The organism is Sulfolobus acidocaldarius DSM 639, assembly GCF_000012285.1.
GTDB lineage: Archaea > Thermoproteota > Thermoprotei_A > Sulfolobales > Sulfolobaceae > Sulfolobus > Sulfolobus acidocaldarius.
This window is the reverse complement of record NC_007181.1, coordinates 1,368,242-1,393,714: the sequence shown is the minus strand read 5'-3', so window position 1 is coordinate 1,393,714 and position 25,473 is coordinate 1,368,242. Positions and strand designations below refer to the sequence as shown.

28 protein-coding genes are annotated in these 25,473 nt (G+C 37.6%); 5 read left to right on the top strand and 23 right to left on the bottom strand.

Annotation, left to right across the window (positions count from 1 at the left end; translation table 11 throughout):
* Nucleotides 1-27: 27 nt before the first annotated feature.
* Both cyoE and SACI_RS07795 read right to left on the bottom strand, forming a co-directional pair.
* Nucleotides 28-885 carry a heme o synthase gene (gene cyoE / locus SACI_RS07800; protein WP_011278448.1) on the bottom strand — a complete coding sequence of 286 codons (858 nt, stop codon included), beginning with the start codon at nt 883-885 and terminating at the stop codon, nt 28-30.
* A 73-nt stretch (nt 886-958) separates the two neighbouring features.
* Nucleotides 959-1,510, bottom strand: a complete 552-nt coding sequence (locus SACI_RS07795) for a hypothetical protein (RefSeq protein ID WP_015385645.1) — start codon at nt 1,508-1,510, stop codon at nt 959-961.
* An 83-nt stretch (nt 1,511-1,593) separates the two neighbouring features.
* Between SACI_RS07795 and SACI_RS07790 the strand changes: the two genes are divergently transcribed.
* On the top strand, nt 1,594-2,367 hold the full coding sequence (locus SACI_RS07790; protein WP_011278446.1) for an enoyl-CoA hydratase/isomerase family protein: 774 nt from the start codon (nt 1,594-1,596) through the stop codon (nt 2,365-2,367).
* Nucleotides 2,368-2,369: 2 nt separating this feature from the next.
* Here SACI_RS07790 and amrS read toward each other — a convergent pair whose 3' ends face one another.
* On the bottom strand, nt 2,370-3,425 hold the full coding sequence (amrS, locus tag SACI_RS07785) for an AmmeMemoRadiSam system radical SAM enzyme (RefSeq protein WP_011278445.1): 1,056 nt from the start codon (nt 3,423-3,425) through the stop codon (nt 2,370-2,372).
* 32 nt (nt 3,426-3,457) lie between these two features.
* Nucleotides 3,458-3,805, bottom strand: coding sequence for a hypothetical protein (locus SACI_RS07780; protein WP_011278444.1), 348 nt, complete (start codon nt 3,803-3,805; stop codon nt 3,458-3,460).
* Between the two features lie 178 nt (nt 3,806-3,983).
* Here SACI_RS07780 and SACI_RS11685 point away from each other — a divergent pair, with 178 nt between their 5' ends.
* Nucleotides 3,984-4,280: a DUF309 domain-containing protein gene (locus tag SACI_RS11685; RefSeq protein ID WP_230937974.1), complete on the top strand. Its 297-nt coding sequence runs from the start codon at nt 3,984-3,986 to the stop codon at nt 4,278-4,280.
* Here SACI_RS11685 and SACI_RS07775 read toward each other — a convergent pair.
* Entirely contained in the window at nt 4,209-4,697 is a 489-nt protein-coding gene (locus tag SACI_RS07775) for an adenosine-specific kinase (protein ID WP_011278442.1), read from the bottom strand. The genes SACI_RS11685 and SACI_RS07775 overlap by 72 nt on opposite strands.
* Before the next feature lie 83 nt (nt 4,698-4,780).
* Entirely contained in the window at nt 4,781-5,170 is a 390-nt protein-coding gene (locus SACI_RS07770; RefSeq protein WP_011278441.1) for a hypothetical protein, read from the bottom strand.
* 51 nt (nt 5,171-5,221) lie between these two features.
* On the opposite strand from SACI_RS07770, the gene SACI_RS07765 reads away from it, so the two are divergent.
* Nucleotides 5,222-5,794, top strand: a complete 573-nt coding sequence (locus SACI_RS07765; protein WP_011278440.1) for a membrane protein — start codon at nt 5,222-5,224, stop codon at nt 5,792-5,794.
* Here SACI_RS07765 and SACI_RS07760 read toward each other — a convergent pair.
* Entirely contained in the window at nt 5,791-5,976 is a 186-nt protein-coding gene (locus SACI_RS07760) for a hypothetical protein (RefSeq protein WP_011278439.1), read from the bottom strand. The two genes, SACI_RS07765 and SACI_RS07760, sit on opposite strands and share 4 nt — an antisense overlap.
* A gap of 40 nt (nt 5,977-6,016) precedes the next feature.
* Here SACI_RS07760 and SACI_RS07755 point away from each other — a divergent pair, with 40 nt between their 5' ends.
* A complete protein-coding gene (locus SACI_RS07755; protein WP_011278438.1) occupies nt 6,017-6,583 on the top strand; it encodes a cupin domain-containing protein in 567 nt (188 codons plus the stop codon).
* A gap of 50 nt (nt 6,584-6,633) precedes the next feature.
* Here SACI_RS07755 and SACI_RS07750 read toward each other — a convergent pair whose 3' ends face one another.
* On the bottom strand, nt 6,634-7,596 hold the full coding sequence (locus SACI_RS07750; protein WP_011278437.1) for a 3-hydroxyacyl-CoA dehydrogenase family protein: 963 nt from the start codon (nt 7,594-7,596) through the stop codon (nt 6,634-6,636).
* Between the two features lie 93 nt (nt 7,597-7,689).
* Here SACI_RS07750 and SACI_RS07745 point away from each other — a divergent pair, with 93 nt between their 5' ends.
* The gene (locus tag SACI_RS07745; RefSeq protein ID WP_011278436.1) at nt 7,690-8,277 is read left to right on the top strand and encodes a haloacid dehalogenase; all 588 of its coding nucleotides are present in this window, start codon (nt 7,690-7,692) and stop codon (nt 8,275-8,277) included.
* Here SACI_RS07745 and lysX read toward each other — a convergent pair.
* The 15 genes from lysX to purC form a co-directional block, all read right to left on the bottom strand.
* Nucleotides 8,265-9,113 carry a lysine biosynthesis protein LysX gene (gene lysX / locus SACI_RS07740; RefSeq protein WP_011278435.1) on the bottom strand — a complete coding sequence of 283 codons (849 nt, stop codon included), beginning with the start codon at nt 9,111-9,113 and terminating at the stop codon, nt 8,265-8,267. The two genes, SACI_RS07745 and lysX, sit on opposite strands and share 13 nt — an antisense overlap.
* On the bottom strand, nt 9,110-12,268 hold the full coding sequence (gene carB / locus SACI_RS07735; RefSeq protein ID WP_011278434.1) for a carbamoyl-phosphate synthase (glutamine-hydrolyzing) large subunit: 3,159 nt from the start codon (nt 12,266-12,268) through the stop codon (nt 9,110-9,112). The genes lysX and carB overlap by 4 nt, the downstream gene beginning before the upstream one ends.
* Nucleotides 12,261-13,376, bottom strand: a complete 1,116-nt coding sequence (gene carA, locus SACI_RS07730; RefSeq protein ID WP_011278433.1) for a glutamine-hydrolyzing carbamoyl-phosphate synthase small subunit — start codon at nt 13,374-13,376, stop codon at nt 12,261-12,263. The genes carB and carA overlap by 8 nt, the downstream gene beginning before the upstream one ends.
* The gene (argH, locus tag SACI_RS07725; protein WP_011278432.1) at nt 13,357-14,700 is read right to left on the bottom strand and encodes an argininosuccinate lyase; all 1,344 of its coding nucleotides are present in this window, start codon (nt 14,698-14,700) and stop codon (nt 13,357-13,359) included. The genes carA and argH overlap by 20 nt, the downstream gene beginning before the upstream one ends.
* Nucleotides 14,701-15,876 (bottom strand): argininosuccinate synthase, encoded by a 1,176-nt coding sequence (locus tag SACI_RS07720; RefSeq protein WP_011278431.1) that lies wholly within the window; start codon nt 15,874-15,876, stop codon nt 14,701-14,703. It abuts the gene before it with no gap.
* A gap of 77 nt (nt 15,877-15,953) precedes the next feature.
* Entirely contained in the window at nt 15,954-16,112 is a 159-nt protein-coding gene (locus tag SACI_RS07715) for a ribbon-helix-helix domain-containing protein (RefSeq protein WP_011278430.1), read from the bottom strand.
* A gap of 102 nt (nt 16,113-16,214) precedes the next feature.
* Complete coding sequence (locus SACI_RS07710) at nt 16,215-16,661, bottom strand: hypothetical protein (RefSeq protein ID WP_011278429.1); 447 nt, start codon at nt 16,659-16,661, stop codon at nt 16,215-16,217.
* 55 nt (nt 16,662-16,716) lie between these two features.
* Nucleotides 16,717-17,682, bottom strand: coding sequence for a phosphoribosylformylglycinamidine cyclo-ligase (purM, locus tag SACI_RS07705; RefSeq protein WP_015385643.1), 966 nt, complete (start codon nt 17,680-17,682; stop codon nt 16,717-16,719).
* Entirely contained in the window at nt 17,676-19,112 is a 1,437-nt protein-coding gene (purD, locus tag SACI_RS07700) for a phosphoribosylamine--glycine ligase (RefSeq protein WP_011278427.1), read from the bottom strand. Before purD ends, purM begins: the two co-directional genes overlap by 7 nt.
* 5 nt (nt 19,113-19,117) lie before the next feature.
* Nucleotides 19,118-20,332, bottom strand: a complete 1,215-nt coding sequence (locus tag SACI_RS07695) for an amidophosphoribosyltransferase (protein WP_011278426.1) — start codon at nt 20,330-20,332, stop codon at nt 19,118-19,120.
* Nucleotides 20,333-20,337: 5 nt separating this feature from the next.
* The gene (purF, locus tag SACI_RS07690) at nt 20,338-21,669 is read right to left on the bottom strand and encodes an amidophosphoribosyltransferase (RefSeq protein WP_370685267.1); all 1,332 of its coding nucleotides are present in this window, start codon (nt 21,667-21,669) and stop codon (nt 20,338-20,340) included.
* Entirely contained in the window at nt 21,665-23,797 is a 2,133-nt protein-coding gene (purL, locus tag SACI_RS07685; RefSeq protein WP_011278424.1) for a phosphoribosylformylglycinamidine synthase subunit PurL, read from the bottom strand. The genes purF and purL overlap by 5 nt, the downstream gene beginning before the upstream one ends.
* The gene (gene purQ / locus SACI_RS07680; protein ID WP_015385642.1) at nt 23,787-24,467 is read right to left on the bottom strand and encodes a phosphoribosylformylglycinamidine synthase I; all 681 of its coding nucleotides are present in this window, start codon (nt 24,465-24,467) and stop codon (nt 23,787-23,789) included. The genes purL and purQ overlap by 11 nt, the downstream gene beginning before the upstream one ends.
* Entirely contained in the window at nt 24,448-24,726 is a 279-nt protein-coding gene (purS, locus tag SACI_RS07675) for a phosphoribosylformylglycinamidine synthase subunit PurS (RefSeq protein WP_011278423.1), read from the bottom strand. Before purS ends, purQ begins: the two co-directional genes overlap by 20 nt.
* Complete coding sequence (gene purC, locus SACI_RS07670; RefSeq protein ID WP_011278422.1) at nt 24,723-25,430, bottom strand: phosphoribosylaminoimidazolesuccinocarboxamide synthase; 708 nt, start codon at nt 25,428-25,430, stop codon at nt 24,723-24,725. Before purC ends, purS begins: the two co-directional genes overlap by 4 nt.
* Nucleotides 25,431-25,473: the final 43 nt, after the last annotated feature.

The following is a 25,473-nucleotide window of genomic DNA, read 5'->3' as shown; positions in this document are numbered from 1 at the left end:
AGTCGCATGAATCTTAACTGTATAATGTTACAAAATGAACGATATGACAGCAGCTATCATAACTATGGCTAAGTATGGGGCAGAGAATTTGTATGATATCCATGATTCCTCTGGAGTGGGATTCCTCATAAGCCTAACATTGAAATACAACAAGACCGCAGTCGCAGCAAGCGTGATTATTACGTAAATCAAGTTAAGATATAACATGAGACCCAAGGCAAATGGAATCATTAGAATGTTTGAAATTGCTATTGCTCTTGCTGCGGTTTTATCATCAACTATAGCCGGAAGCATTGGTATTTCTGCGTTAGCATAATCTCTTTTATACCTCAGTGCTAAAGCCCAAAAGTGTCCAGGTGTCCAAGCAAACACTAGCAGTCCTAAAAGTAGTGATTCAAGATTAAATGAGTTTGACGCAGCAGCATAACCAGCCCATGCAGCCGCACTTCCTGCAAACCCTCCTATAACTATGTTCAGCCAAGTTCTTGGCTTCAGGTAGTAAGAATATACAAATACGTATACTAGAGAACCCAATAGAATGAAAAAGGCTGTAAGGGGATTTGCTAACAATCCAATCAATGACCCTAAAGCACAGGCTATACCGCCTACCATATATGCCTCTTTTCTTCCAACCTCCCCTTTCACTGTGGGTCTCCAAGACGTTCTCTTCATCACTTTATCCTTTTCTATTTCAAGCCCGCCATTTATTATCATTGAACCACCGGCTGCAATACTTCCCCCTATTAAGACGGGAATTAGGTTATACCAATTCCCCTTAAATGCGAGAATATATGAGGCAATAGCTACAACATCTAGCAGACTAACGACCTTAGGTTTCGCTAATTTAACGTAGTCAATTAATTTCCTCGATAGCGTAACTGACATTAATATATCATGACGATTTGTAGTTTATAAAGTTTTTACTAAAAATATACAACAAGAATACTAATATGAATTTTTAATAGCTCATTGTAACTTTCATGTCAACATTCCTTTTTCCTCTTACAATGATCTCGATCTGTGTATCACCACATTTTTTCCTTAGTACTATCTCATTTTCCCTAGGTACAACTCTGAGATTACCACAGTTATTTAATACTTTTAACTTCTGATAGTAAGGAGGTCTAATCTTTTTCAATGATCTAGAGAATAAGTAATTAAACATCTCTGATGGGTTATCAAATTTCAACTCCCCCACAGGGACTTTAAATATGACTTCAATGTAATATTCGCTCACATTCACTTTGATATTTTCGTACACGCTACTAAACACATACCCTATTATAAATGGAGCCACGGCAACAGCTACTAGTATCTCAGCAACGTAGGACTGCAGATAGTTGTAAGTAATTAAGAATGTGGTAAGTAAACAGATACCTATTGTTAAAGGCAAATATCTTAGGGTTTCAGTGAAGTCCCTTAAATATCTTGACACCATAAAGGATGATATGCTGCTACCACCAAAGGGTACAGCACCTATCAGCGTATAGTAAATAGCCTTCCGGTCCATACATATCTTTTACTTTTTCCACCTAAAAAGTATTATCAAAAGTTGTAGTGAGGGTTTTTTAATTGGAAGTTATAGTATTTTTTATGGAGACAATAATAGTAAAAAATGAACCACCATTCTTGCGAATCACATTAAATAGACCAGATAGATTGAATGCAATAAATAAAAAAATGATTGAGGAAATCAGAACTGTTCTAGAAGAGACAGTAAAGGACGAGAAAGTAAGAGTTATAATATTTACGGGAAATGGTAGGGCATTTAGCGCAGGTGCAGATATATCACAATTTAAGGAGCTGGAAGGTCTGACAGCATGGCAGTTTGCCATGAAAGGCAGAGAGCTTATGGACTATATCGAAAATTATCCTAAACCCACTATTGCAATGATTAACGGTTATGCTTTAGGTGGAGGTTTAGAGTTAGCTTTAGCCTGTGATATTAGAATAGCCTCAGATGAGGCTCAGCTAGGATTACCAGAAATTACGTTAGGAATTTACCCAGGCTTTGGAGGAACTCAGCGATTATTGAAATTAGTGGGAAAAAGTAGAACCTTAGAAATGATAATGTTAGGTGAGAGAATATCAGCAAAGGATGCAGAGAGAATAGGTTTGGTAAATAGGGTAGTTCCTTCCAATGACCTAGAAAAGGAAACGTTAAATTTAGCGTCTAAATTAGCTGAAAGACCTCCTCTAGCTATTCAGCTATCAAAGCTTATTGTAAATCAGGGAATGAACTCACCAATCACTGTAGGATTAAACATGGAGAGTTTAGGATGGGGAGTAATCTTCACTACAAAGGATTCAAAAGAAGGTGTTAACGCATTCCTAGAGAAGAGAAAACCTAACTTCAAAGGAGAATAAAATTACAGGAAAACTGACTCAAATCTCTCGTCAAATGCATGCTTAGATAGTTTTCCTTCTATTGGTAACTTATATCCACAATACTTACATCTCATATCTTCCTTCAAATGCCACTCTAATATCCTGAAACCGTATCTCCTAATAACCATCTTACCGCAATTTGGGCAATAGGTATTCTCATAAGGATGACCTGGAACATTTCCTAGGTAAGCGAAGTTAAACCCAAACTCTTTTGCAACTTTGTAATGAGCCTCCAATGTCTTTACAGGAGTCCATGGTAGGTAATCTAGTTTGTAATCAGGATGAAACCTAAGAAAATGAATAGGTATGTCTGGACCTAAAATATCATAAATCTTTTTCAGGAGAATTTTGGCAGATTCCAGGTTGTCCCCTATCTCAGGGATTATTAGGTCAGTTATCTCCACGTGTATTCCTCTTTTACTAAGCTCTCTAATAGTCTCGAGTATTGGCTCAGGACCTGTAGCACCAGTGTACCTCTTCATAAACTTTTCCTCGCCATTACCCTTAAAGTCAACAGTAACTGCATTAAGGAAATCTTTAACATAATCCACCAATTCAATACTCCAATAACCATTAGTGACCATTGTGTTAAATAGCCCATGCTTTCTAGCTATAACACCCGTATCATGAGCAAACTCTGCAAATATTGCTGGTTCGTTATAGGTATACGTAATTCCCTCACTTTCATAAGCTAGTGCCATCTCAACTATTTCTTCAGGGGAGATCTCTGTTCCCTCTGCTCTTCTCCTCTGGCTTATATCATAGTTCTGGCAATACATACACATCCAATTGCAACCAAAAGTTGAGAATGAAAATACTTTTGACCCAGGATAGAAATGAACTAAAGGCTTTTTCTCTATGGGATCTATATGGGCTGCAGCCACTTTTCCATAGACATCTAAATACAATTTTCCCCCTTTCACAGATCTAATACCACAAAAACCCACCTGATTTTCCCCAATCAGGCACTTCCTAGCACATGCTAGGCATCTTATTCTACCACTCTCAAATTTATATAAACTTGCCTCCTTTACCACAATTTAATTATTAGTCACTGAAGTAAAAAACCTCATCTACAAAATGAGATGTAAAAAATATCTTCATCACAAACATTATACTTCTTCATGTAGGATTTCTTAATTTCATCCTTTAGAATACTCCATTTCATCTCGTCAATGTACTCCGAACTGTATATTAGATACACTAAGTTTGATCCGTCGTCTAAATATTGGTCAACGACGACCGTTGAGTATTCTTTGCCCTTATCTTGTACTTCCACTATCTCAAGGTAAACGTCAACAACCTCAGCTCTCTCATTTAAGACCTTTAAGGCAAGTTTTGAAATCTCATTGGATGATACAGGCTGTTCCACTTCGTACTCAGTCTCCTTTGATTGCTCATAAAACTTCCTAAACATTTTTTTAAACCTCAAAATTCAATTAGTATCTACGAAAAGGGTAATTTATTACTATCCAAAATCTTTATATAGAGAAAATTTAAAGGAAGAACTCCGAGAAAAGGGAGTGAATGTAGTAGATGTAAGAGTATGCAAATACCTAGAGATTGATTTCTTTTATGACGAAAAGGTCGTAGAGATGTTAGGTCCACCAATCTCTACAGATTGTGATAACTGTAAATTTCAAGATCTATTCTATGACTTTAAGTTTTGGGAAACACATGAAAGTCTAGAGAAATTATGGAGAGTTGAGACAGATCCACAGAGGAAAAAATACCTACAAGCCTTAATTTTGATCTGCGCCTCAATGGTTAAATACTGTAAGGGACAAATACAGGTCTCTGACGACCTCATGAATAAGGCATTATCTCTTATATCCGATCTTCCTGAGGAACTCCTTCCTTTCTTTTATTTCAGCATCACCCTCAACTCCTAACGGAGTGAACCCATCCACGACACCTATTATACCTCTTCCCTGGTCTGTTTGGGCTACTAGAACTTGTAAAGGATTAGCAGTTGCCGCAAATATTCTGACAACTTCTTCGACACTCTTTATCCTATTAAGCACGTTTATGGGAAAACCATTTTTCAAATAGACTATGAAAGTATGACCTGCTCCAATTGCTAAAGCAGTTTTTTGTGCTATTTTTATCAGCTCTTCATCATTACCATCCCATCTCACTAATCTTTTTCCACTGGCTTCGCAGAAAGCGATTCCAAATTTTATTGAAGTGCTGGACGACGCTAGTGCCTCATATAGGTCTTCTACTGTCTTTATAAAATGGGATTGCCCTATTATTACGTTAGTTCCCTCAGGTATTTCCACCCTTACAACATCAATTTTGACACTCATAATATTAAATTCTCTATCGGGGGTAAAAATTTTCTCAGCCGAGGACCACTACATCATACCTCAGTCGTACTCCGCGTTCATCATTATACCTTTAGATAAGCATAATTTAAAGTGACCTCAGTGTTCCCATTAACAGTTATACTCTTTGTGAGTTTAAATGTTGTGAAGAATACTGTATAGTTGCCTGGCTGAACATAGAATATAGCTATTCCCTGATTATTTGTGGAGGTCTGATTTAGATATTTTCCATTGTAGTATAACCATATAGGTGCAGATGCCAATGGCTGTGACCCACCAAATGGACCGTAATTAACTATAACCTGGACTTCAAGCACGTACTTTCCGTCAACAGTAGAACCACCTAAATTGTTGACTTGAATTGTTGTCTTGTATGAACTTTCCGAAGCGTATACACCAACCGCAGTTATAAGTATAACAATTATCGCTAGGACTAGATAAAGCCTCTTATTCATAGTCACGTTATTATAATAATAGTAATATATAAGTTCATTCTAAAATACCCTGTGTCAAGTAAGCTTTTACTTGAAGCCTTTAAGATTGCTATTCGAGATAACTTACCACTACTCAGGAGGTACCTAATTCTTGGTGCATTTGACGGTATTCTTGTTGGTTTGAGTATACTAGTATCAACTGTCATAGTTGAGGCTAATTTCAACACTATACTTTTGGGTATAATGTCAGGGCTAATAGGTGTAGCCATGTCGTCTTTATGTAATACCTTAGTTGTAGAAATCAAGGAAAAAGAATTAGAACTGAGAAACCTAGAGAGACAAATACTGAAAAGCCTTAAGGGAACTATCATAGATTATTCGCAAAAAATAGGTATATTTCTGAACACACTAGTACACGGTTTATCTCCTTTCATCGGTATCGTAATAATAGTATTTTACTACTTCTCTGAGAATATGTGGATAACCATATTTCTGTCTTCTCTGATTTTATCGATTTTAGGATCCATTTACAGCGGAGAAATCAAGGAAAGGATAAACACAGCAATAATAATGCTAATAGCAGGTTTAGTAACTGCAGCACTTTCCATAGTTCTAACGAAAACTTTGGGATCTCCAGTCCACTAAAGCCACCAACCTGTTATGCTCCAACAACCAAATCTATTATATAACTCTATACAACTCTTCTTGTCCCCATTTGCACACTTTTCACAAATAGACCCGTAATCTTCTACAGTAGCTTTATCGCAAACGACCTTACCACAAATTTCTACACACTTCCTATTTTCGTAATATACGTAACAATCCACTTATAGTCACCTTTTTAAACTACTTATACAATATAAACATATGCCTAAAGATATACAACGAATCGATAAACAGTCTGAAATTATAACCGATAAGATTAAGAATGTGATAAGGGAAATAGAACAAAGTGATGAGGATCTTAAAGTAGTCGCCTTTATGGAACATACGAGCCCACCAGAAACTATTAAACCCAAAATAATAAAGTTTCATAAAGTTCTTGAACTACTAAGACTACTGGCTGATGATAATCCGATAGAAAAAGGTGTAGCAAAAGTTATGTTCCAATCCCCTACCACTGGGAGGGCAAAAGGATTAACTCCGACAATGATGGCAGGATTTCAGTATCTAAAACCAGGTTCAAAAACACAACCGCATTCACACAATATGGCGTCAATTTATTTAGTGGTGAGAGGAAAAGGTTACAGTATAATAGGTGGAAAGAAGGTAGAATGGGAAAATGGAGATGTATTTGTAGTACCGGCAAACCTACCTCATTACCATGTCAATACATCGGATACCGAGTCGATATTATTTGATGTAACAGACTCAGGATTGTTAGAGAGTTTAGGTATATTAGAGTTCAAAGAAGAGAGTGAAAATAACACGTAAACTACACTTAATTCTCTAGATGAAAATTCATACATAAAATAAGATTTGTTCTATTTTTTTGCTCCTTTCTCCTTTAAAAATCTTAAGACATTTATCAAGTTTTCATCTCTCCATTTTGATAGTTCCTGAAAGCTTTTACCTTTTATGAACTGGTACTCTTTCATTTGGTTTACAGCTTTAATAACTCCTGTGTAAGGAAACTTATCGTATTTTGCAAGGGTATACATCCATTCATTTGCACCATAACCAAATCCTCTGCTGAAAAAGTACTCTAATCCACCCTCTCCTCCACCTAAGTGATACGTTAGGAAGGGTCCCATAAATACCCATCTAAGTCCAATAGCGGCAGTTACAACTTTATCAATATCCTCTACAGTTGCAACTCCCTCGTCAATAAGATGCACAGCTTCTCTAAATAGAGCAAATGCAAGCCTATTTCCAATAAATCCTGGAACTTCTTTCTTGAGAACGACGACTACCCTTTTCAGTTTGTCTTCCATGAATTCTCTCGTAGATTGTATGACTTCCTCTGAAGTCTTTTCACCAGGCACTATTTCTACAAGAGGGAGAAGATGGGGAGGGTTCCAAGGATGCGCAATAATGGCCCTTTCTGGATGTCTTGACATGGACTTTTGGATCTCAGAGATTAGTAACCCTGAGGTGCTACTGGCTATGATTACATCTTTATCAAGTCTCTCATCCAATTCACCGAACACTTTCTTCTTAACTCCATAATCTTCAATAACAGCCTCAATTATGAAATCCCCTTTCAGAACATCATTAAAATCGGTAGTAGGAGTTATCAATTTCATGTACTCCTCTGGGCTCTTATCCGCCAGCTTATATTCATGCATAACTTGAAGATAACCCTTAATTTTGAGTATTCCTTTATCTAAGGTCTCCTTCTTCTCCGTGTAAAAGATATTTCTATATCCATGGACAGCTAATAAGGTACTCCAACCTGCTCCAATAATTCCCGCTCCTACAATAGAAACTACATTTACTTGTCTCATATTACTTTAAAAGTATAAAAAGTATAAGTATTTTTTGGATTACAATTAAAACGTCTCATTTACTATATATACTATTACTGACATTTTAATCCTATGGTAACAGAAACCTTAAAGACTTACATAACAACTGTGGTACCTAAGTTACAGGATAGATTTGATGCTAGGGAAAAAGCATTTTCGATATCAAGGGAGATCATTAGATACGCAGGAGAGGCAATATCTCTATCACATAGATTCCGAAAAGACGAGGCATTAAACAAGTACAAACTGGCATTGGAAAAACTGGACAATTTGAAAAAGCTAATAGAAAAATACCCAGAATTACTTTATGGCGAAATAGCTACTGCTTTCCAGGAAGTTGCAGAGGCAACAATCGTGATATCCATATATTTTAATCAGAATTTACTAATAGCTACAGATTTAGGAATACCAGACGCTTTTTACATCTTAGGTATAGCGGACGCTATAGGAGAGCTAAGAAGAAAAACATTAGAACACTTAAGGAAGAAAGAGCTGGAAGAAGCAGAAAAGACTTACCAAATGATGGAGGAATTATATGAGTTGTTATGGGAGTTGGAGTATCCCAAAGCTCTGGTTCCTAATTTGAGGCAAAAAATAGATGCAATGAGGAGAGTTTTAGAGGAAACACATCATGATATATTTTTGGCTTACCTGAGGTAATTATTTTTCACATAGCTCACTAGCTCTTCCGCTACATCAATATTGGTAGCCAACATAAATCCTTTGAACTCTGGAACGTCATTAAACTCGTTTATAACGTAATTTTTAGATTGGTGCTCCATTACATCTATGGATACGAACTCTCCACCTATAATACTCGTAGCCTTTAATACAGTCTCTTTTAGTTTATGGTCTACCTCTATCTGCGATGGATAACCGCCTAAAGCAATATTTGCTCTCCATTCGTTAGAAGGTATATTCCTAGCGTAACAACCTAGAAGCTCACTACCTATCACAATACACCTTATGTCCCTGCTTTTGTAGTTAATGTACTCCTGAACTATGTGAACTTTAAGAGCAGAGTTGCCCATCAACTCCCTATGTTCAATTATGGTTTTACCTTCGAAAATGTCCCTTATGAGAGATACTAGTCTTCCCCAGCTACCTATTGGTGGTTTATCTATCAGTGGAAATCCTTTTTGTTCATAGGCTTTTAATGCAGCATCTGATGACATGGCAATTATAGAGTCAGGTATTGGTATGCCCTCTCTATACAGCTTTGAGTATGTTAAAATCTTGTCTCCACATAAACTAATAGTATCACTTGAGTTTATGGTGTGAACACCAGCTGATTCCAAAACTGCTGATGCGTAGAGTGCCCTATACATACTTATAGGTCTTATGATTGCCACATCATATCTTCCTAAGGCTTTGTTAAAAGGTAAGGGCTCTTGTGCCACATTAATTACATCATATTGTAATTGAAATTTTTCCAGTGCTTTAGCAATTAGTTTTTCCTCTTGTCTTACTATGTCAACGACAAGTGCTACTCTCATATACCTGCCCCATACTCACCTATTTCATAGAAAGTCATGTTACTTTTTCTTAATAAGAATGCCTTTGTTAACTCCTCACCTAACCTACCATTTAATATTATAGGTACGTTATAATCAACGGCAATACGCCTCACCTCATAATCTAAGCTTTTAAGATATCCATCGGTTACAACTATTTCAACTTTTCTGTCTTTAATTAGTTCTACGCTTTTACCACTACTTGTAACTTCATAACCATAGATGGGAGCATCAGAGAGAGTATAGACCGTCATGCCGTATTCAGATAGGTTTCTTGCAGACGCTTGTAAATACTCCACATTCGATCTTCCATAAACTAGGGCAATACCTTTTTGATCAGGTAATCTATTTGGAGACGAGGACAGCCAGCTCTTCAATAATGCATCATAGAAATCTACACCCAACGATGCAGCTTCTCCAGTGCTTCTCATCTCAGGACCTAAGAAGGGATATGCGCCCTTCAACTGCGCCCATGAGAATTGAGCTGATTTGACTCCCCATGATTTTGCCTTAAGTTCAACAAACTCGTCAAAGTCAAATCCCTTTATCACGCCTGTAAGAGCGAGGTCAATTATGTTCTTCCCAACTACCTTACTACTGAATGGCATAGATCTACTAGCTCTGAGGTTCATCTCAATAATGTAAGGAGTTCCGTTCTTAACTACGAATTGGACATTAAATGGACCCTTAATATTCAGTTCACGAGAAATTGAGTGAATTGACTCCTTCATTTTATGAACCGTTTCAGGACTCAGCTTCTTAAATGGTATACTAATAGTTGCATCGCCGCTATGCACTCCTGCCTCCTCTACATGCTCAAGTACAACACCATAAACACCTCTACCATCAGAAGCACCATCTATCTCAGCTTCTATTGCATTATCAATGTATTTAGATACTACCACAGGATGTTCTGAAGAGATCTCTGTGGCTTTCTTTATGTAAGATACTAATTCTGTGTCATTGTAAACTATTCTCATTGCCGAACCGCTAAGGACATAGCTTGGTCTGACCAAAACTGGATAACCAACCATTTCTACAAATTTCCTGACCTCCTCAATTGATCTTGCAGATATCCAATCAGGCTGCTTTATGCCTAGCTTATCAAGTAGTCTTGAAAACTTTTCTCTATCCTCAGCTATATCCACACTGTGTCCAGAGGTACCCAGTAATTTGACACCATTCTCTTCAAGTTTCTTCGATATTGTATTCCCTATCTGACCTCCGGCGAATGTCGCAACATAGTTAAACTTCTCCTTCCTTACAAGATCTAAAATCCTTTCCACCGATATTTCATCAAAGTACAATTTCCTGGCGATATCCCAATCAGTTGAGACTGTTTCAGGATTATAATTAATTATTGTAACTTCATCAAAATACTTTGAGGCAGAGTCTAGTAGAGAAACTACACCCCAATCAAACTCAACTGATACACCTATTCTAAAACCACCTGCGCCGACGATAAGCAATTTTCTTATACCGTTCGAAAATTCAATGTCGTCCTCAGTTCCGTTATAAGTCACGTACAGGTAGTTTGTAACTGCAGGCCATTCGCCAGCTAGAGTATCTATTTGCTTAACTTTAGGCTCAATTCCATACTTTTGCCTTAGTTCCCTGATATCCTTCTCACTTAGACCTACCGCGCTAGCTATCTGATAATCACTAAAGCCTAAACGTTTAGCAATTGACAGAGTCTTCTGGTCTAATCCCTTATTGTTCTTTATGCTTTCATAGAAATCTACTAAATTCTTTATTTTGTTGAGGAAGAACTTATTAATACCAGTCACTTCATAAACTTCGTCAATAGTCGCACCCTCTTTAAAAGCCTTTGAAGCATAGAGGAACCAATATGGTCTTCTCTCCTTTAACATTCTTAATGAGTCGATTTTAGTCATCTTCGAATTATACACTTTTCCGCCAATTATTCCAGGCTCTCCTAAGTCTAGCATTCTAACGGCTTTCTGAAGAGCCTCTTCAAATGACCTCCCTATACTCATTACCTCTCCTACACTCTTCATTTCAGTTGCTAGAGAGTGCTCGACATTTTCGAACTTATCAAGATCCCATCTAGGTATCTTTATTACCACATAATCTAAACTGGGCTCAAAACATGCACAAGTTGATCCAGAAACTTTGTTTAAGACCTCATACAGTTCATATCCTAAAGCTAGTTTTGCTGACACATAGGCTAGAGGATAACCTGTTGCTTTACTAGCCAAAGCACTAGATCTTGACATTCTTGGATTAGTCTCTATTATATAATATTCATAAGCTAAAGGATTCAGTGCAAATTGAACATTACACTCACCTACTAGATCGATAGATTTAGCCACATCAATTGACATACTCCTCATGTCCTGGAACTCCTTATTATCCAAAGTTTGGCATGGTGCAATAACTGTTGACTCACCGGTATGAACTCCCATTGGATCTAGATTCTCTATACACGCTATGACTGCTGAATTTCCGTGTTTATCTCTCATTACCTCATACTCAAGTTCAATCCAATGGTGTAAGTACTTCTCTATGAGGACTTCATGAATATAACTCTGGCTTAATGCCCTACCGATATCTCTTTTCAGATCTTCTTCACTCCATGCTACTGTGGAACCTCTTCCACCTAAATTAAAGCTCACCCTGACCATTACAGGATAGCCTATCTGTCTTGCTTTCTCGAGTGCCTCCTCCTCTGATCTTGCAGAAAGGCTAGGAGGTACAGGTAGGTTGACGTTAATCATTGTTTCCCTGAATTTCTCTCTGCTCAAGGCTCTTTCTATACCTTCTATAGGTGTACCTAGAACTTTTACACCATATTTTTTCAATATCTCTTTCTTGTATAAATCTACACCGACATTCAATGCTGTTTGCCCGCCAAAACCTATCATTATCGCATCTGGTCTCTCCTTCTCTATTACCCTCTCTACAGTCCACCAAGTCACAGGAATCATATAGAGTTTATCTGCGAACTTTCTACTCGTCTGGACTGTTGCGACATTAGAGTTTACTAATATTGTTTCAATTCCTTCTTCTTTCAGAGCCTTTAGTGCTTGACTTCCTGAGTAATCGAATTCTGCTGCCTCAGCTATCTTTATTGGACCTGAACCAATTACCAAAACTCTTTTTACGTTCTCACGCATCTCCTACCACCATTTTCTTAAATTTATCAAAAACCCAAGTTACATCCCATGGACCGGGTCTAGCCTCAGGGTGAAACTGAGTGGTAATTATGTTGTACTTTTCATGTATCCAACCCTCAACAGTTCCGTCATCTGGATTATAAAACCAAACACGTGTGTGAATAGGAACATCTTGTTTTGAAAGTATTGCGTAACCATGATTATGGGTAGTAATGTAGCTCTTTCCAGTGGTTGTATCTATAACAGGCTTATTGATGGCTCTATGACCAAACTTCATCTTCTTAACTTTTCCTCCTAAAGCCATGGTAGCTATCTGGTGACCCAAACATATCCCTAATGTGGGAAGATTGTACTCAATTATCTCTCTGAAGTTTTTCACCAAATCAGTGAGAAGATTTGGATTCCCAGGACCATTACTAAACAGTAATCCTTTGGGATAAAAGTCCATTATCTTGTCCGCACTATAATTGCAAGGAACTCTAACCACGGTAAATCCTCTCAAATATAACTGATACAAAATCCCGTGTTTAATTCCGCAATCAACTACAACTACAACATCGCCTGTCTTACCTTGGTGAATTATAGGAGCCTTTGGTGAGGTATACTGAATAAAGTTCATTTCGTCATATTTTTTCTTCAAATATTCCTCCGGATTATTTACTTCAACACCTGAAGCGATTATTCCCATCATTACTCCTCTTGATCTAACTCTCTTTACAACTGCCCTCGTGTCTATTCCATAGACACCTGGAATTCCTTCACTGAGAAGCCATTCATGTAAAGTTTGTTTTGAGTTCCATTTGAAAGGTTCTGTTAGTTCTGATATAACTAGGCCTTCAGCTTGAATTCTCTCTGATTCAAAATTAGTGAGTATGCCATTGACATAATTTTTCTCAGGAACACCATAATTTCCTATCAAGGGATGTGTAATTACAAGGATTTGCCCTTTGTAGGAAGGATCAGTCAAACTCTCTGGGTAGCCATTCATGGACGTTGTAAATACTATTTCACCGACTCGTATACCCTTGGCACCAAAGCCTATTCCTTTCATTAAAGTTCCATCTTCTAGATATACGTATCCTGGTGTATCATTGTTGTAATAATCCATCTTCTATCACTCCCAATTGACCCATCTTTTCTATAACACTTTCCTTATATTGCTTAAATTTTTCATGTTGATTATTGAGTCTCTTTTCTTTAATTTCAATTTCCTGTGTCAATAAACTTGGATTTGGAGATCCAATTACCTTTTTATTTTCTATGGATTTTGTGTAAGAAATTCCAGCTACGAAAGTGCCCGCTTTAATTTTGTTTGCCACATCTATATAAGCTTTTCGATAGGGAATGCCGGAAATAGCCATTTCTTCAGCTAAATCAGTAGCTGTTAAGCCTTGTATTTCTCCAAAATTTTTGATTTGAATATTTTGAATTATGTCTCTTGTAATATGTATTGATGGTATCACATGTTTGATACAATTCCAATAATGTTTATTCATCTCCTGCAGATCGAGATTATACCCAGAAGGTAAACCTTTGTAAATCATCATTAGTGACGATAAATCTCCATAACATTCTCCCACCTTTGTTCTCAAGATCTCCATCGTTACACTATTTCTCTTTTGAGGCATAAGGCTACTAGTACTGACATGACTATCTGGAAGTTTAATTATATTAACGAACATAGAAGACAGTAGTATCATATCCTCGGCAAATCTACTTAACACTAGCATTAGTAATGTCAGTGAGGATATTGCATTAATGAAATCTATCCTTGAAGAGGTTGACGATATTGTATTATAAAGTACATCATCAAAGCCTAACAGTTCAGCCTCTCTCTTCCTATCTATCTTAACATTACTACCTACTATTGCTCCGCTACCTAATGGACTTCTATTTATTAGTTTCAGGGAGTTAAACAAAGCCTCCCATGGTGTGTTTAACTCTTCTTCCAAATACATGAAGTAATGAGCCAAAGTAGTGGGTTGAGCAGGCTGGAAATGGGTATAAGATGGCATAATCGTGTTTAGGTTTTTCTTAGCCTGTTCGATTAAGGACTTCCTAAGTAAGTAAAGTTCTTCCATAATGTCAAAAATATATTCTCTAGTTCTTAGTCTCAGGGCTGTAGCTACATGATCATTTCTACTGCGACCAAGTCCAACCCAACCTCCCTCTTCTCCTATATTCTTTATAATATAATCCTCTAAAGCTTCATGAACGTCTTCATAGCCTGAGGAAGGGTAATCTTTGAAGGAATTTATTGCACGAATGATCTTTTTTGCAGTATCCTTAGAGATGTAATTAGATAAGTATAGTTCTATAACATGAGCCTTTAAAGTAAGCTTGACTTCTTCTACAATCTCTTTATCAGATTCATTAGAGGAAGTGTACGAAATTACAAAATCTTTATCAGAGCCCCATCTTCTATATAACATTCATATCCCTCTCGATTTTCTGGCCACCAATGAGTGCATACCAAAGATCTCTATGAAACCTCTAGCCATCTCGTCAGATGGATACCAGCCCTTATTGTAACTTGCTATCTCCTCAGAAAATGGAGAGAACTTTCCTTTTCTGCCTAAGATTTTCATGTTACCATTTTCAACCTCAATAAATACCTCCCCCGAGATCCATTTATTTAGATTATCTCCAGCTATCTGGATAGTCTCTCGTAAAGGCTCAAACCATAGACCCTGATAAACCAGATCACTCCACTGACCATCAAGAGATCTCTTAAATCTAAATTCTAGTGGAGTGTAAGTTGATTTCTCTAAGTCCTTATGAGAATTAATTAAAACTAGTGCAGCAGGTACCTCATAGACTTCCCTCGATTTAAAGCCCACTACTCTGTTTTCAAGATGTTCAACTCTTCCAAAACCTCTTGAACCAACGAGCTCATTAAGTACTTGAATAACCTTAAGTAAATCCATTTTTTCTCCATTGACTTCCACAGGAAGACCCTTATCAAAGGTTAAGGAAATCTTAAGTTTGTCATCTTTTGTCTTCTTAGTCCACTCAAATGCGTCCTCAGGAACCTCCTTTGATGGATCGGAAATTATATCTCCTTCTATACTTCTTCCCCAAAGATTTTCATCTATACTATACTTACTACTTTCTGTCTTTATTGGAATTCCTTTCGATTTAGCATATTCGATTTCCTTATCCCTTGTCATATTCCATATTCTTGCAGGGGCTATGATCTTTGCCTCAGGGTACAACGCCTTAACCGCTAAATCAAATCTAACCTGATCATTACCTTTTGATGTCGAGCCGTGGGCGATTGCCTCCGCACCTATTTTCTTGGCTATTTCGACTACCTTTTCAACTATTAATGGTCTTGCTAAGGCTGTTGAGAGAGGGTATATATCTTCATATAAACCATTCATCTTTATTGCGTATGAGATATATCTTTCTGCAAAATCCTTTTTTGCATCTATAGTATAATGTTTTATTGCTCCTGCTATATAAGCTCTTTTTTCTATTTGATAAAAATCATCCTTTTGACCTACATCCACTGTAACTGTTGTAACATCAGCGTTGAAGGTTTCTCTTAGCCATCGAATAGCAACAGTCGTATCTAATCCTCCTGAGTATGCAAGTACGATTTTCATTCCGCAAATTAGAATCAAAAAATGGTATTTAAGATGACGAGATAATTAAAAATACGTTATTCTTTACATATAGAATGTTAAAGGACTCCTTTAGCCGTTGACCTCTTCCTCTTCACATAATAGTCTAAGGCTTGTTTTAGAAAATCTGTTCTGCTCTCTAAACCCATTTCAGATACAAAGTAATCAATTTTGTTTACAACGTCTTCCCTCAATCTGACGCTTACAACTTTTTTCATTCTCTCTCAAATAGAAAAAAGTAATTTAATAAATTAAAAGTCTTCCTTTTAAAGAGGACAGTTAACTATGAGGAGTATTACCTCAAAAAATTATCTCTCTTATTAACTTACTGATGTAAGTATTACGGCTTGCTTTTCTTTCTTATATTCTTCTAATCTCTCCAACATTGTCTTTATTGTTGATGTAAGAATTTCCTTATGATACTTCCTCACGTGCTCTTCTGTATCCTCCTTAGGAATCGATGTATTACAGAGTGTACAATAATATAGATCTCCGTCTGTTCTTTTAACAATCGGTTTAACGTCCTTTGATATGCCTTTAATAATCGGGAGAATCTTCTTAGCCCTTCCTTCGCTTCCACTCTTTTCAATAATCCTTTGAGCATATCCCCTGAGTTGATGCTTTGATATCTGATACTCGTATGCTACTGTAGCTGGACCTTCTCCTTTTACTAGGTATTTTTCTAATGCTTCTAGAATATAGTCGCTACCACCTAATATCTTTAGTGCGACATAATTTACTAAAGATTTTATATCCATTTGTTTCATATTAACCACTAGACACCCATATTGTACTCAGAGTTTAAAAGGACTATATTATATATTATAAATATACAATAGAATTTTTGTAGGTTGAAATCTTTATACCATTACCTTCTGTTACTACTCCCAATTCGTAAACCACATCATTTCTCTTTGCTAAGGTATCAATTACATCGTCTTTCAATTTTTTGTCCACAAAAATTACCATTCCGACTCCCATATTGAACACCTTATACATTTCCTCATGACTAACTCCTGCACTCTCTATTGCCTTAAATATATCCAAAGGCTCAGGCATTTTAAGAGATATTCCAAACTTGGTTATCCTTCTTAACTTCGAAAAGGAACCACCGGTTATGTGTGCAACAGCCTTAATTTTATCCTTAACAGACAACACTGATTTTACATAGATTTTTGTGGGTTTCATTAACTCTTCAGCCCAATCGTCTAATCTTAACTTTCCCTCATCTATCAACTTCCTTATGAGAGAGTAACCATTGGAGTGAACCCCATTACTAGCTAAGCCTAAAACCACATCTCCAGGTCTCACATCTTCCCCAGTTTTCAGTGCATCAGCAATTCCAATAGCAGAGCATGATAGATCATATCCTTTGATCACACCAGGCATTATTGCAGTTTCACCTCCTATAATATTAACCTCTGCCTCCTCAGCACCTGCTTTCAACCCCTTCATAACTTTCTGTATCACGTCGTCCATTTCCCCTTCCAAAGCTAAATAATCAACAATAGCTATCGGTCTTGCACCAACGCAGACTATATCATTAACGTTCATAGCAATGCAGTCAACTCCCGTGGGCTCTATGATACCTGTCTTTAACGCCAAAAGAGTCTTAGTACCTACCCCATCCACATGCATTGCCAAATACTTGTCATCAAACTTTATCACGCCAGCATAATGCCCTATTCCCACTTCAAGCCTAGATGAACCCAAATAATTAGCTATGAAATTATGGTACTGCTTAAGTTTGTCTAAATTTACGCCAGATTTACTGTATTCGCTCACCATAGACCACCATTTGGTGACCAGTCTGCACTTACGCCCAAAATTCCCTTAGATTCACGGGACTTATACGAAAATCTCACTATTTCGGCTTTTTCCTCCTGCTGAGAGATAGTCCTTCCAATATCGTGTCTAAATATCAATTTTGTATCCGAAGAAATCAATGAGAAACACCTATCCAGTTTCTCTACAGCTTTATCATAGTCATCAACCACTGTAATTTCAAGGGCTCTCGAACCTTTTGTTATAAGTTTTCCCCCTTCCTGTGATATTGAACCGAAATATACATTACAACCTATCTCCCTCATTCTAGGTAAATCCAGCCAAATTGTATGCCCAGTTGCCATATTCTTATCTAATGGATAACCTAAGGGTGCTACGGCTTTAACAATTGACGGTTTCTCATTAATTTCTATTTTAGCTTTATTCAAGTGAGAGGTTGCAAGCAACTCTAAGGTTCTTCCGAAATCACTAGTAATTCTAGGAATTATGGCTGAGGTCTCAGGATCCCCTAATCTTGAATAATACTCTATGATCGTGGGTCCCCATATGGCAGTTAACATCATTTGACCAGAAAGTATACCAACATAAGCCTGTTTCACTTCCTTTGCAATTGCATCTGCAGTTTTTCTAACTATCTCAAAAGATTTATCAAATTCCTCCCTATTTATAAACGGCAATAAGTAGTCTGGTCCAGATATAGACCCCATACCACCGGTCTCCGGACCTATTCCGTCCTCATATGCGTTCTTATAATCTTGAGCTAAAGGCAGAGGCAAATAGCTTTTACCATCGGTCAGAACGTGAAGAGTATACTCCGGTCCATCTACTTTCTCTTCAATAAGAATTTTCACATCTCCCTTTACCAAGCTAGCAACGTTCTCGACACCTTTACTTAAAGCGCTTCTTTTTTCCTCACTTAAATAAGCCTGTAAATCTGCGACCACTTTAACTCCTCTACCACCTACTTGTTCTGCCGGTTTAACTGCAACTGAGCCGCCATATTCGAGAATAAATTTAGCAGCTTCCTGCATGTTATTAAAATATCTGAATCTGAGCCTTCCTGGAATTTCATATTTCCACATTAACTCTCTCATCCAAACCTTAGATTTCTCGATCATGGCACCATCTGCATTGGGTCCAACTACTGGGATACCCTCTTTTCTGAACTCATCTGCTATACCATGGAATAAAGGCTCTTCTGGACCAATTACGCCAAAATCTGGATTCACTTGTTTAATAGCTCTCCTTACTTCCTCAACTGAATTTATATTTCCTATCAAGTACTCGCCATTAGTCTTCATAACAATCTCATTTATTCCTGGATTTTTGTAGCTTGAAAGAGCGAAGACTCTATATCCTTCTTCAGAAGTTCCTAGTGCTTCTGCTAATACATTTTCTCTTGCTCCTTCACCTATTAAGAGAACTTTCTTCATGCCGATCACCATTTAGGAAAGAGGTTAGTCATGCAACCAACGCATAAATTTCTATGACCAACTACTTTGTAAAGTCCCTCAAGACTTAGCCAATATATTGAGTCTGCACCCATAACTTTAGTTATTTCGTTATCCGGAAGATTGGCTGCTATGAGCTCCTTTTCTTCAGGAACTTGCATACCATAGGGGCATTTGGCAATTAGCTTAGGACTGCCAATTAGCACATGTACTTCCTTGGCTCCTAATACTCTTAAGTTAAAGATGGTGTTCTTTAATGTTCTTCCAGTTACCATAGAATCATCAATTAATATTACTCTTTTTCCCTTAACGGCAGACTTTATGGGATTAAGCTTTAACTGAACACCAATAACCTTGAGGAAATCATCCGAGGCTAACATAGTCCTTATAGGACTGCCTGTCCTGGTGAAGCCTAAAGAGAATGGTATTCCGGATTTACGGGAATAGCCTATTGCGTATGGTATTGCAGTGTCTGGAACTCCTATTACCACATCTCCTTCAATTTTCCTCTCTTCAGCTAACTGTTCACCTATCCTGACCCTTATATCGTAGATATTACCATCAAAAACGTAACTGTCTATCCTTGACTGATAAACTATATCAATAGAGCAATATCTAGAGGACGATGATTCCTTAAGTCTCTTGTACGACACAGAATATGAATCTATATAAACTAGTTCTCCTGGCTTTATTTCCCTTTTCAACTCACCACCAATCACTGAAATACCTGGTGTTTCAGAAGACAGTATGGCTAGATCAAATCCGAAACCTCCTATTTCCAGTGGCTTTACTCCAAGTTCATCCCTATAACCGATCATTCTTCCGTCTTTTGATAGGAAGACTAAAGAGAAGACTCCATCAGCTTCCATTAGGGCAGTCTCAGGATCCTTGTATAGCTTTTTACTGAGTTCATTGAGATCAGTCTTCACTACTCCATCTATGGATAAAACCCCATAATCTGTGGTATAAGGATACTTCTTTTCTAATCCTGTATATGCGACACCAGCCCATCCCTGAATCTCTGGAAGCTCTAAGTCTTCAGGTGCTGAGTCTCCTGAGATGGTAAAAAATCCTTTATCGCTTAATGTCGAGATACCACTTCTTGAATAGCCTCTATGTTGCAAGCCTATTATACCGTAGTACAAAAACTTACTTATGTTCCAGATTTTATCAAATGCATATACACCTAGTATACCTGCCATCACACTCACCCTTTCATACTTACACTGAGTTTAGAAAAATCATACGAATGTTTAAGAGGATACATACCTGAAAAACATGCGTGACATAAATCTTGTCTACCAATTGCCTTAATCATCTCATCTATAGAGAGGTATTCAACAGAATCTGCTCCAATTGACTTTGCAATCTCCATCTCGTTTTTATCATTTGCGATTAATTCCTTCTTGTTCGGAAAGTCTATACCCATATAGCAGGGATACCTGATCATAGGTGAACCTATTCTCACATGAATCTCACTTGCACCATTTTCTCTAATTAGTTTCACTAATTTTTTCATTGTTGTGCCTCTAACTATAGAATCATCTATTAATATAATTTTCTTGTTTCTTACCACCTCACCAACAACTCCGAATTTCTCCTCAACAATACTTTCCCTCTTATCCTGGGAAGGCATTATAAAAGATCTCTTAGATACAGACGTTCTGACCAATCCATATTCCAGAGGAATTCCAGATTTCCTTGAAAACCCTAGGGCAATTGGCACAGAGGACTCCGGTACAGGAACCACAATATCTGCTTTCGCTGGATGGTTCTCAGCTAATATCTCGCCTAACCTCACTCTAGCCCTATAGACTGAAACTCCGTCTATTATTGAGTCAGCCCTAGAGAAGTAAATATACTCGAAGGAACAAAAATGAACTTCGTCCCTAGCTACGATCTCGCTTTCAATTGAGCCATTCTTGATGTATATCATCTCACCGGGTTTAACATCCCTAATCACTATTCCTCCCAACTGCCTTATTGCAGAATCTTCAGACGCTATAATATAGCCTGAGCCTAATTTACCTAAAACCAAAGGTCTAAAGCCTTTGGGATCTCTTAGACCGATTAGTTCACCCTTATTGGTTAAGACAACTAAGGAATAACCACCATCTGCTACGTCCACCAATTTTCTTATCCCTTGCCTTATATCTTCTTGGTTTTTCAGTACTTCATAAATGAATTCAGTATCAATCCTCACGTTATAATTAATGTAATTTGGAATAGTTCCATTAAACGCTAGAGCGATTTTACCGTCGCTTAGGGGCTGAGCTTCATCTATTACTCCCCGTCCTGTAGTCGAGTATCTTACGTGACCAATAGAGAAGTTTGACGATTTAAGAATTATTGGGTCTAATGCGTCTTCCACAAGTCCTAGTCCCTTAACAGTACTAAGTCGATCCTTATCGAGGAATGTTATTCCAGCCGATTCCTGACCTCTATGTTGGAGAAACTTCAAAGTCTCATATACAATTCTTGGTGCATCGGGAACATTGTGAATTCCGACTATTCCGCAATGTTCCTTTATCTTGCTAATCACTTGTCACCTCTTCTAGATATCTATGATAATTATTTACTTCTTTAGTCAGGTCTATTTTCTTTCCTTCCCTTAACCACATTACGTATTGTTCTCTAGTGACTTCTCCTATCTTAGATACATAAATTCCTCTACTTTGGCTTTCGAGCCAATTAATATCATCTTCTCTTTCACTCAAAACAATGAATCTTCCTCCATTTTCAGAAAACAGCTTGGAAATTACGTCATCGGTATCTGAAGGTATTAAATTAGTATCAATTGAGACGCCGAATCCCCTTACAAGTATAGGTAGCAACGCTCCTACTAAACCGCCTTTACTAATGTCTTTTGCGAAGATTATTTTCCCATCATTTATTGCCTTAATCACAAGTTCGCTTGACAGAAGTTCCTCATTTAACCTAGTCTTAGGTACGTCTCCATAATTTCCAAATATTTTAGCCAATAGTGAACCTCCCATCTCCTCCCTGGTAAATCCAATCATAATTATTGACGCACCCTCAGTAATCTTAGGTCTCAAAAACTTGTCCTGTACTAATCCAGCCATGACAACCAATGGTGTTGGCTTAATTGGTTTCCCCTCCTTATTCTCGTTGTAAAATGAGACCTTACCCCCAACTATAGGGGTACCGAAATACTTTGAAGCCTCTGCTATACCCCTTACTGCCTCAACAAATTGATAGTATACTTCAGGTTTCTTAGGATCTCCGAACTGTAAATGATCTACAACACCTATTCCCTTAGCGCCCACTGTGGCTAGATTTCTATATGCTTCTGCTACAATATATCTACCACACTCATAAGAATCTTCTGCGCATAAATCAGGGTTAGCATCACCCTTGATTGCTAATAGCTTACCATTTGGTAAAGATATTAAGCCTGAATCAGCCTCTCCGGGTTTGAGCACTGTAGATGTTCCTACCTCATAATCGAACTGGGAATATGCCCAGAACTTGCTTACAAGGTCTGGATAAGACAGAATCTCCTTCACAGCTACTTCTAGGTTTATATTGGGTTTTTCATAATATACTGAGTACTTAGTTTTTTTAACACCCCACTTATATCTAGGTGGATTCAAGAGTAAACTCGAGGGTAAATTCACAACCTCTTTCCCCTTGTATAAGAATCTAATACTAGTATCATTAGTGAACTCTCCAATAACTGCGCAAGGATATTCATAATACTCAAAGGCTTCACAAACCTCCTTTACTCTCTCTGGTTTTACAGCAAATACCATTCTCTCCTGGGTTTCCGAGACTAGAATTTCTCCAGGTGTTAAATCCTTGACACGCAAGGGTATCTTATCCAGCTCGACCTCTACACCTAATCCGTTAGCCATTTCAGTGATTCCGACAACTAGCCCACCACCACCTAAGTCCTTAATTGCCTCTACTTTATCAGCGATTTGAAGAGTTACATCTAAAACTATTTTCCCAGCAAAGGGATCTGCAATCTGAACTGCACCTATCTCATCTTCTCCGCTAAGTTTCCTAGATGCAAAGGATGCACCACCAAGTCCATCCAGACCAGTTAAACCAACAAGAACGATCTTTAGCCCTGCCTCCTTTACTACACTTGGTACGATCTTATCCTTCTTTACAACACCTAGTCCAGCTACATCAACTAATGGATTATCATTATACGTTTCGTCAAACGCTAGCTCACCTGCAACTACAGGAACACCTATACTATTTCCATAAAATCCTATACCTGCTATTATGTTCTTTAACAGCCATCTATTTCTTGAATTATTAAGATTACCAACCCTTATCATATCAAGTAAGGCTATAGGTCTAGCGCCTTTACTGATTATATCTCGTATTATTCCTCCAATTCCTGTGGCTGCTCCGTTAAAAGGATCAATAGCAGATGGATGATTATGGCTCTCCAGTTTGAGGACTACAGCCCATCCATCGCCTACGTCCAACGCCCCTGCGTCTTGCCAATCCTCTATACCCATTACTACTCTTTCGCCCTCACTGGGAAAACTCCTCAAGAATATTTTTGACGATTTATATGAACAATGCTCTGACCATAGGGCATCTACAACTAACCATTCCTCCTCTTTCGGCTCCCTCCCTAAAAACTTCCTCACTAGCTCCATTTCCTGAGAGGATAAACTAAGCCTCAATTCTTTTCAACCCCCTTAATAGCAATAAACCATCTGTCTCCCCGTCTGGAGACGTTAAATTAAAAGAGGCTCTTTCAGGATGAGGCATCATACCTATAACATTACCACTCTCATTAGCTATACCTGCAATGTTATAGATAGAGCCATTAGGATTATTTTTATCATCAACGTTACCATTCTCGTCAGAGTAGAGAAAAACTGCAATTCTTTTTGCCATCTCAGAGTCATTATGGTAATATCTTCCTTCAGCGTGAGCTATGGGTACTCTAACTACAGTTTTAGTTAAACCTCTGGTGAGAACAGTGTCAAACCTATTTACCTTTAGATAAACCCATTTGCTCAAGAAACGTAAATTCAGGTTAGGTAATAATGCACCCTGAAGTATCCCACTTTCCACCAAGATCTGAAAACCATTACAGATCCCGATAACTACTTTTCCAGCATCTGCCATCTCTTTTATTTTTTTCATGGTCTCTGTACTAGCAGCAATACTCCCAGCTCTCAGATAATCTCCGAAGCTGAATCCACCTGGTATAATTACTGCCTTAAAGTTATCAGGATCAAAGTCCTTATGCCTAACTATTTCACTCTCTACCCCCACCTCTTTAAGAGCCTTATAGACATCAATCTCGCAAGTGGTTCCTGGGAACTTAATTACTGCTACCCTCACTCCTTGACACCCTGATAATGATCTTATGAACAATGGGGTTGAACAGTCTCATCTCCTCAGCTATTCTCTTCACTGTCTCTTGAGCTTCTTCAGAAGAATTACTCTCTATTCTGAAAAGTAAATACTTGCCAGCTCTGGTTTCTCTTACGTTATTTGTAGATTTCTGTACAACATAACGTTGAATTGTCTCTCCTTCAGGATCTCTTATACCATCCTTACTGATTATTATGAGCTCAACATTATATAACGTCTTTATCACCTTGATATCAAGTTAAAGAAGTCTTCATATGCCTTCTTTACTACCTCTAATGACTCGCCCTTTCTGTATAAGTCTTTATCTAAAATTTTGTTTGTTTTTTCATCTCTAACTCTCATTGAATCAAGCGTTATCTCGTCTCCAACGATCAAATTGTTATCTTTATCTTTTCCGAACTCGAGCTTCAAATCGTATAAGACTAAACCCCTCTCTTTAAGGAAGTTTTTCATTACAGCATTTACCTTAACTATCACTTCCTCTACTATTTCAGCTTCCTTCCTGGTTAACAAGTTGAAGTACTGTAGGTGAGAGTAATTTAATAATGGGTCATGCCTTAAATCGTCTTTAAGGAAAAATTCCACTATTGGAGGATCAAATACCTCTCCCTCTTTTATAGGTAATCTCTTTACTATGCTTCCAGTTGCAATGTTTCTTAGAACTACCTCTACTGGAATCATCTTCAATTTAGTGACTATCATCGTTTTTTCGTCATACATACCAACGTAATGAGTTCTGATATCGTTCTTCTCTAATAATCTGAAGAACAGCGCTGAAGTTTGAGCATTTAAAGTACCTTTACCCGGAAGTTCATCTTTTCTGGCACCATCACCTGCGGTTATACTATCTTTAAATCTAAGAAGATAATGCTCAGGATCGAATTCATATACTATTTTGGTTTTTCCCTCTGCGACCCTCTTAGGTTCCATATAAATTTTATACTCGAGTAATATAAAAAACTATCCTATTTAC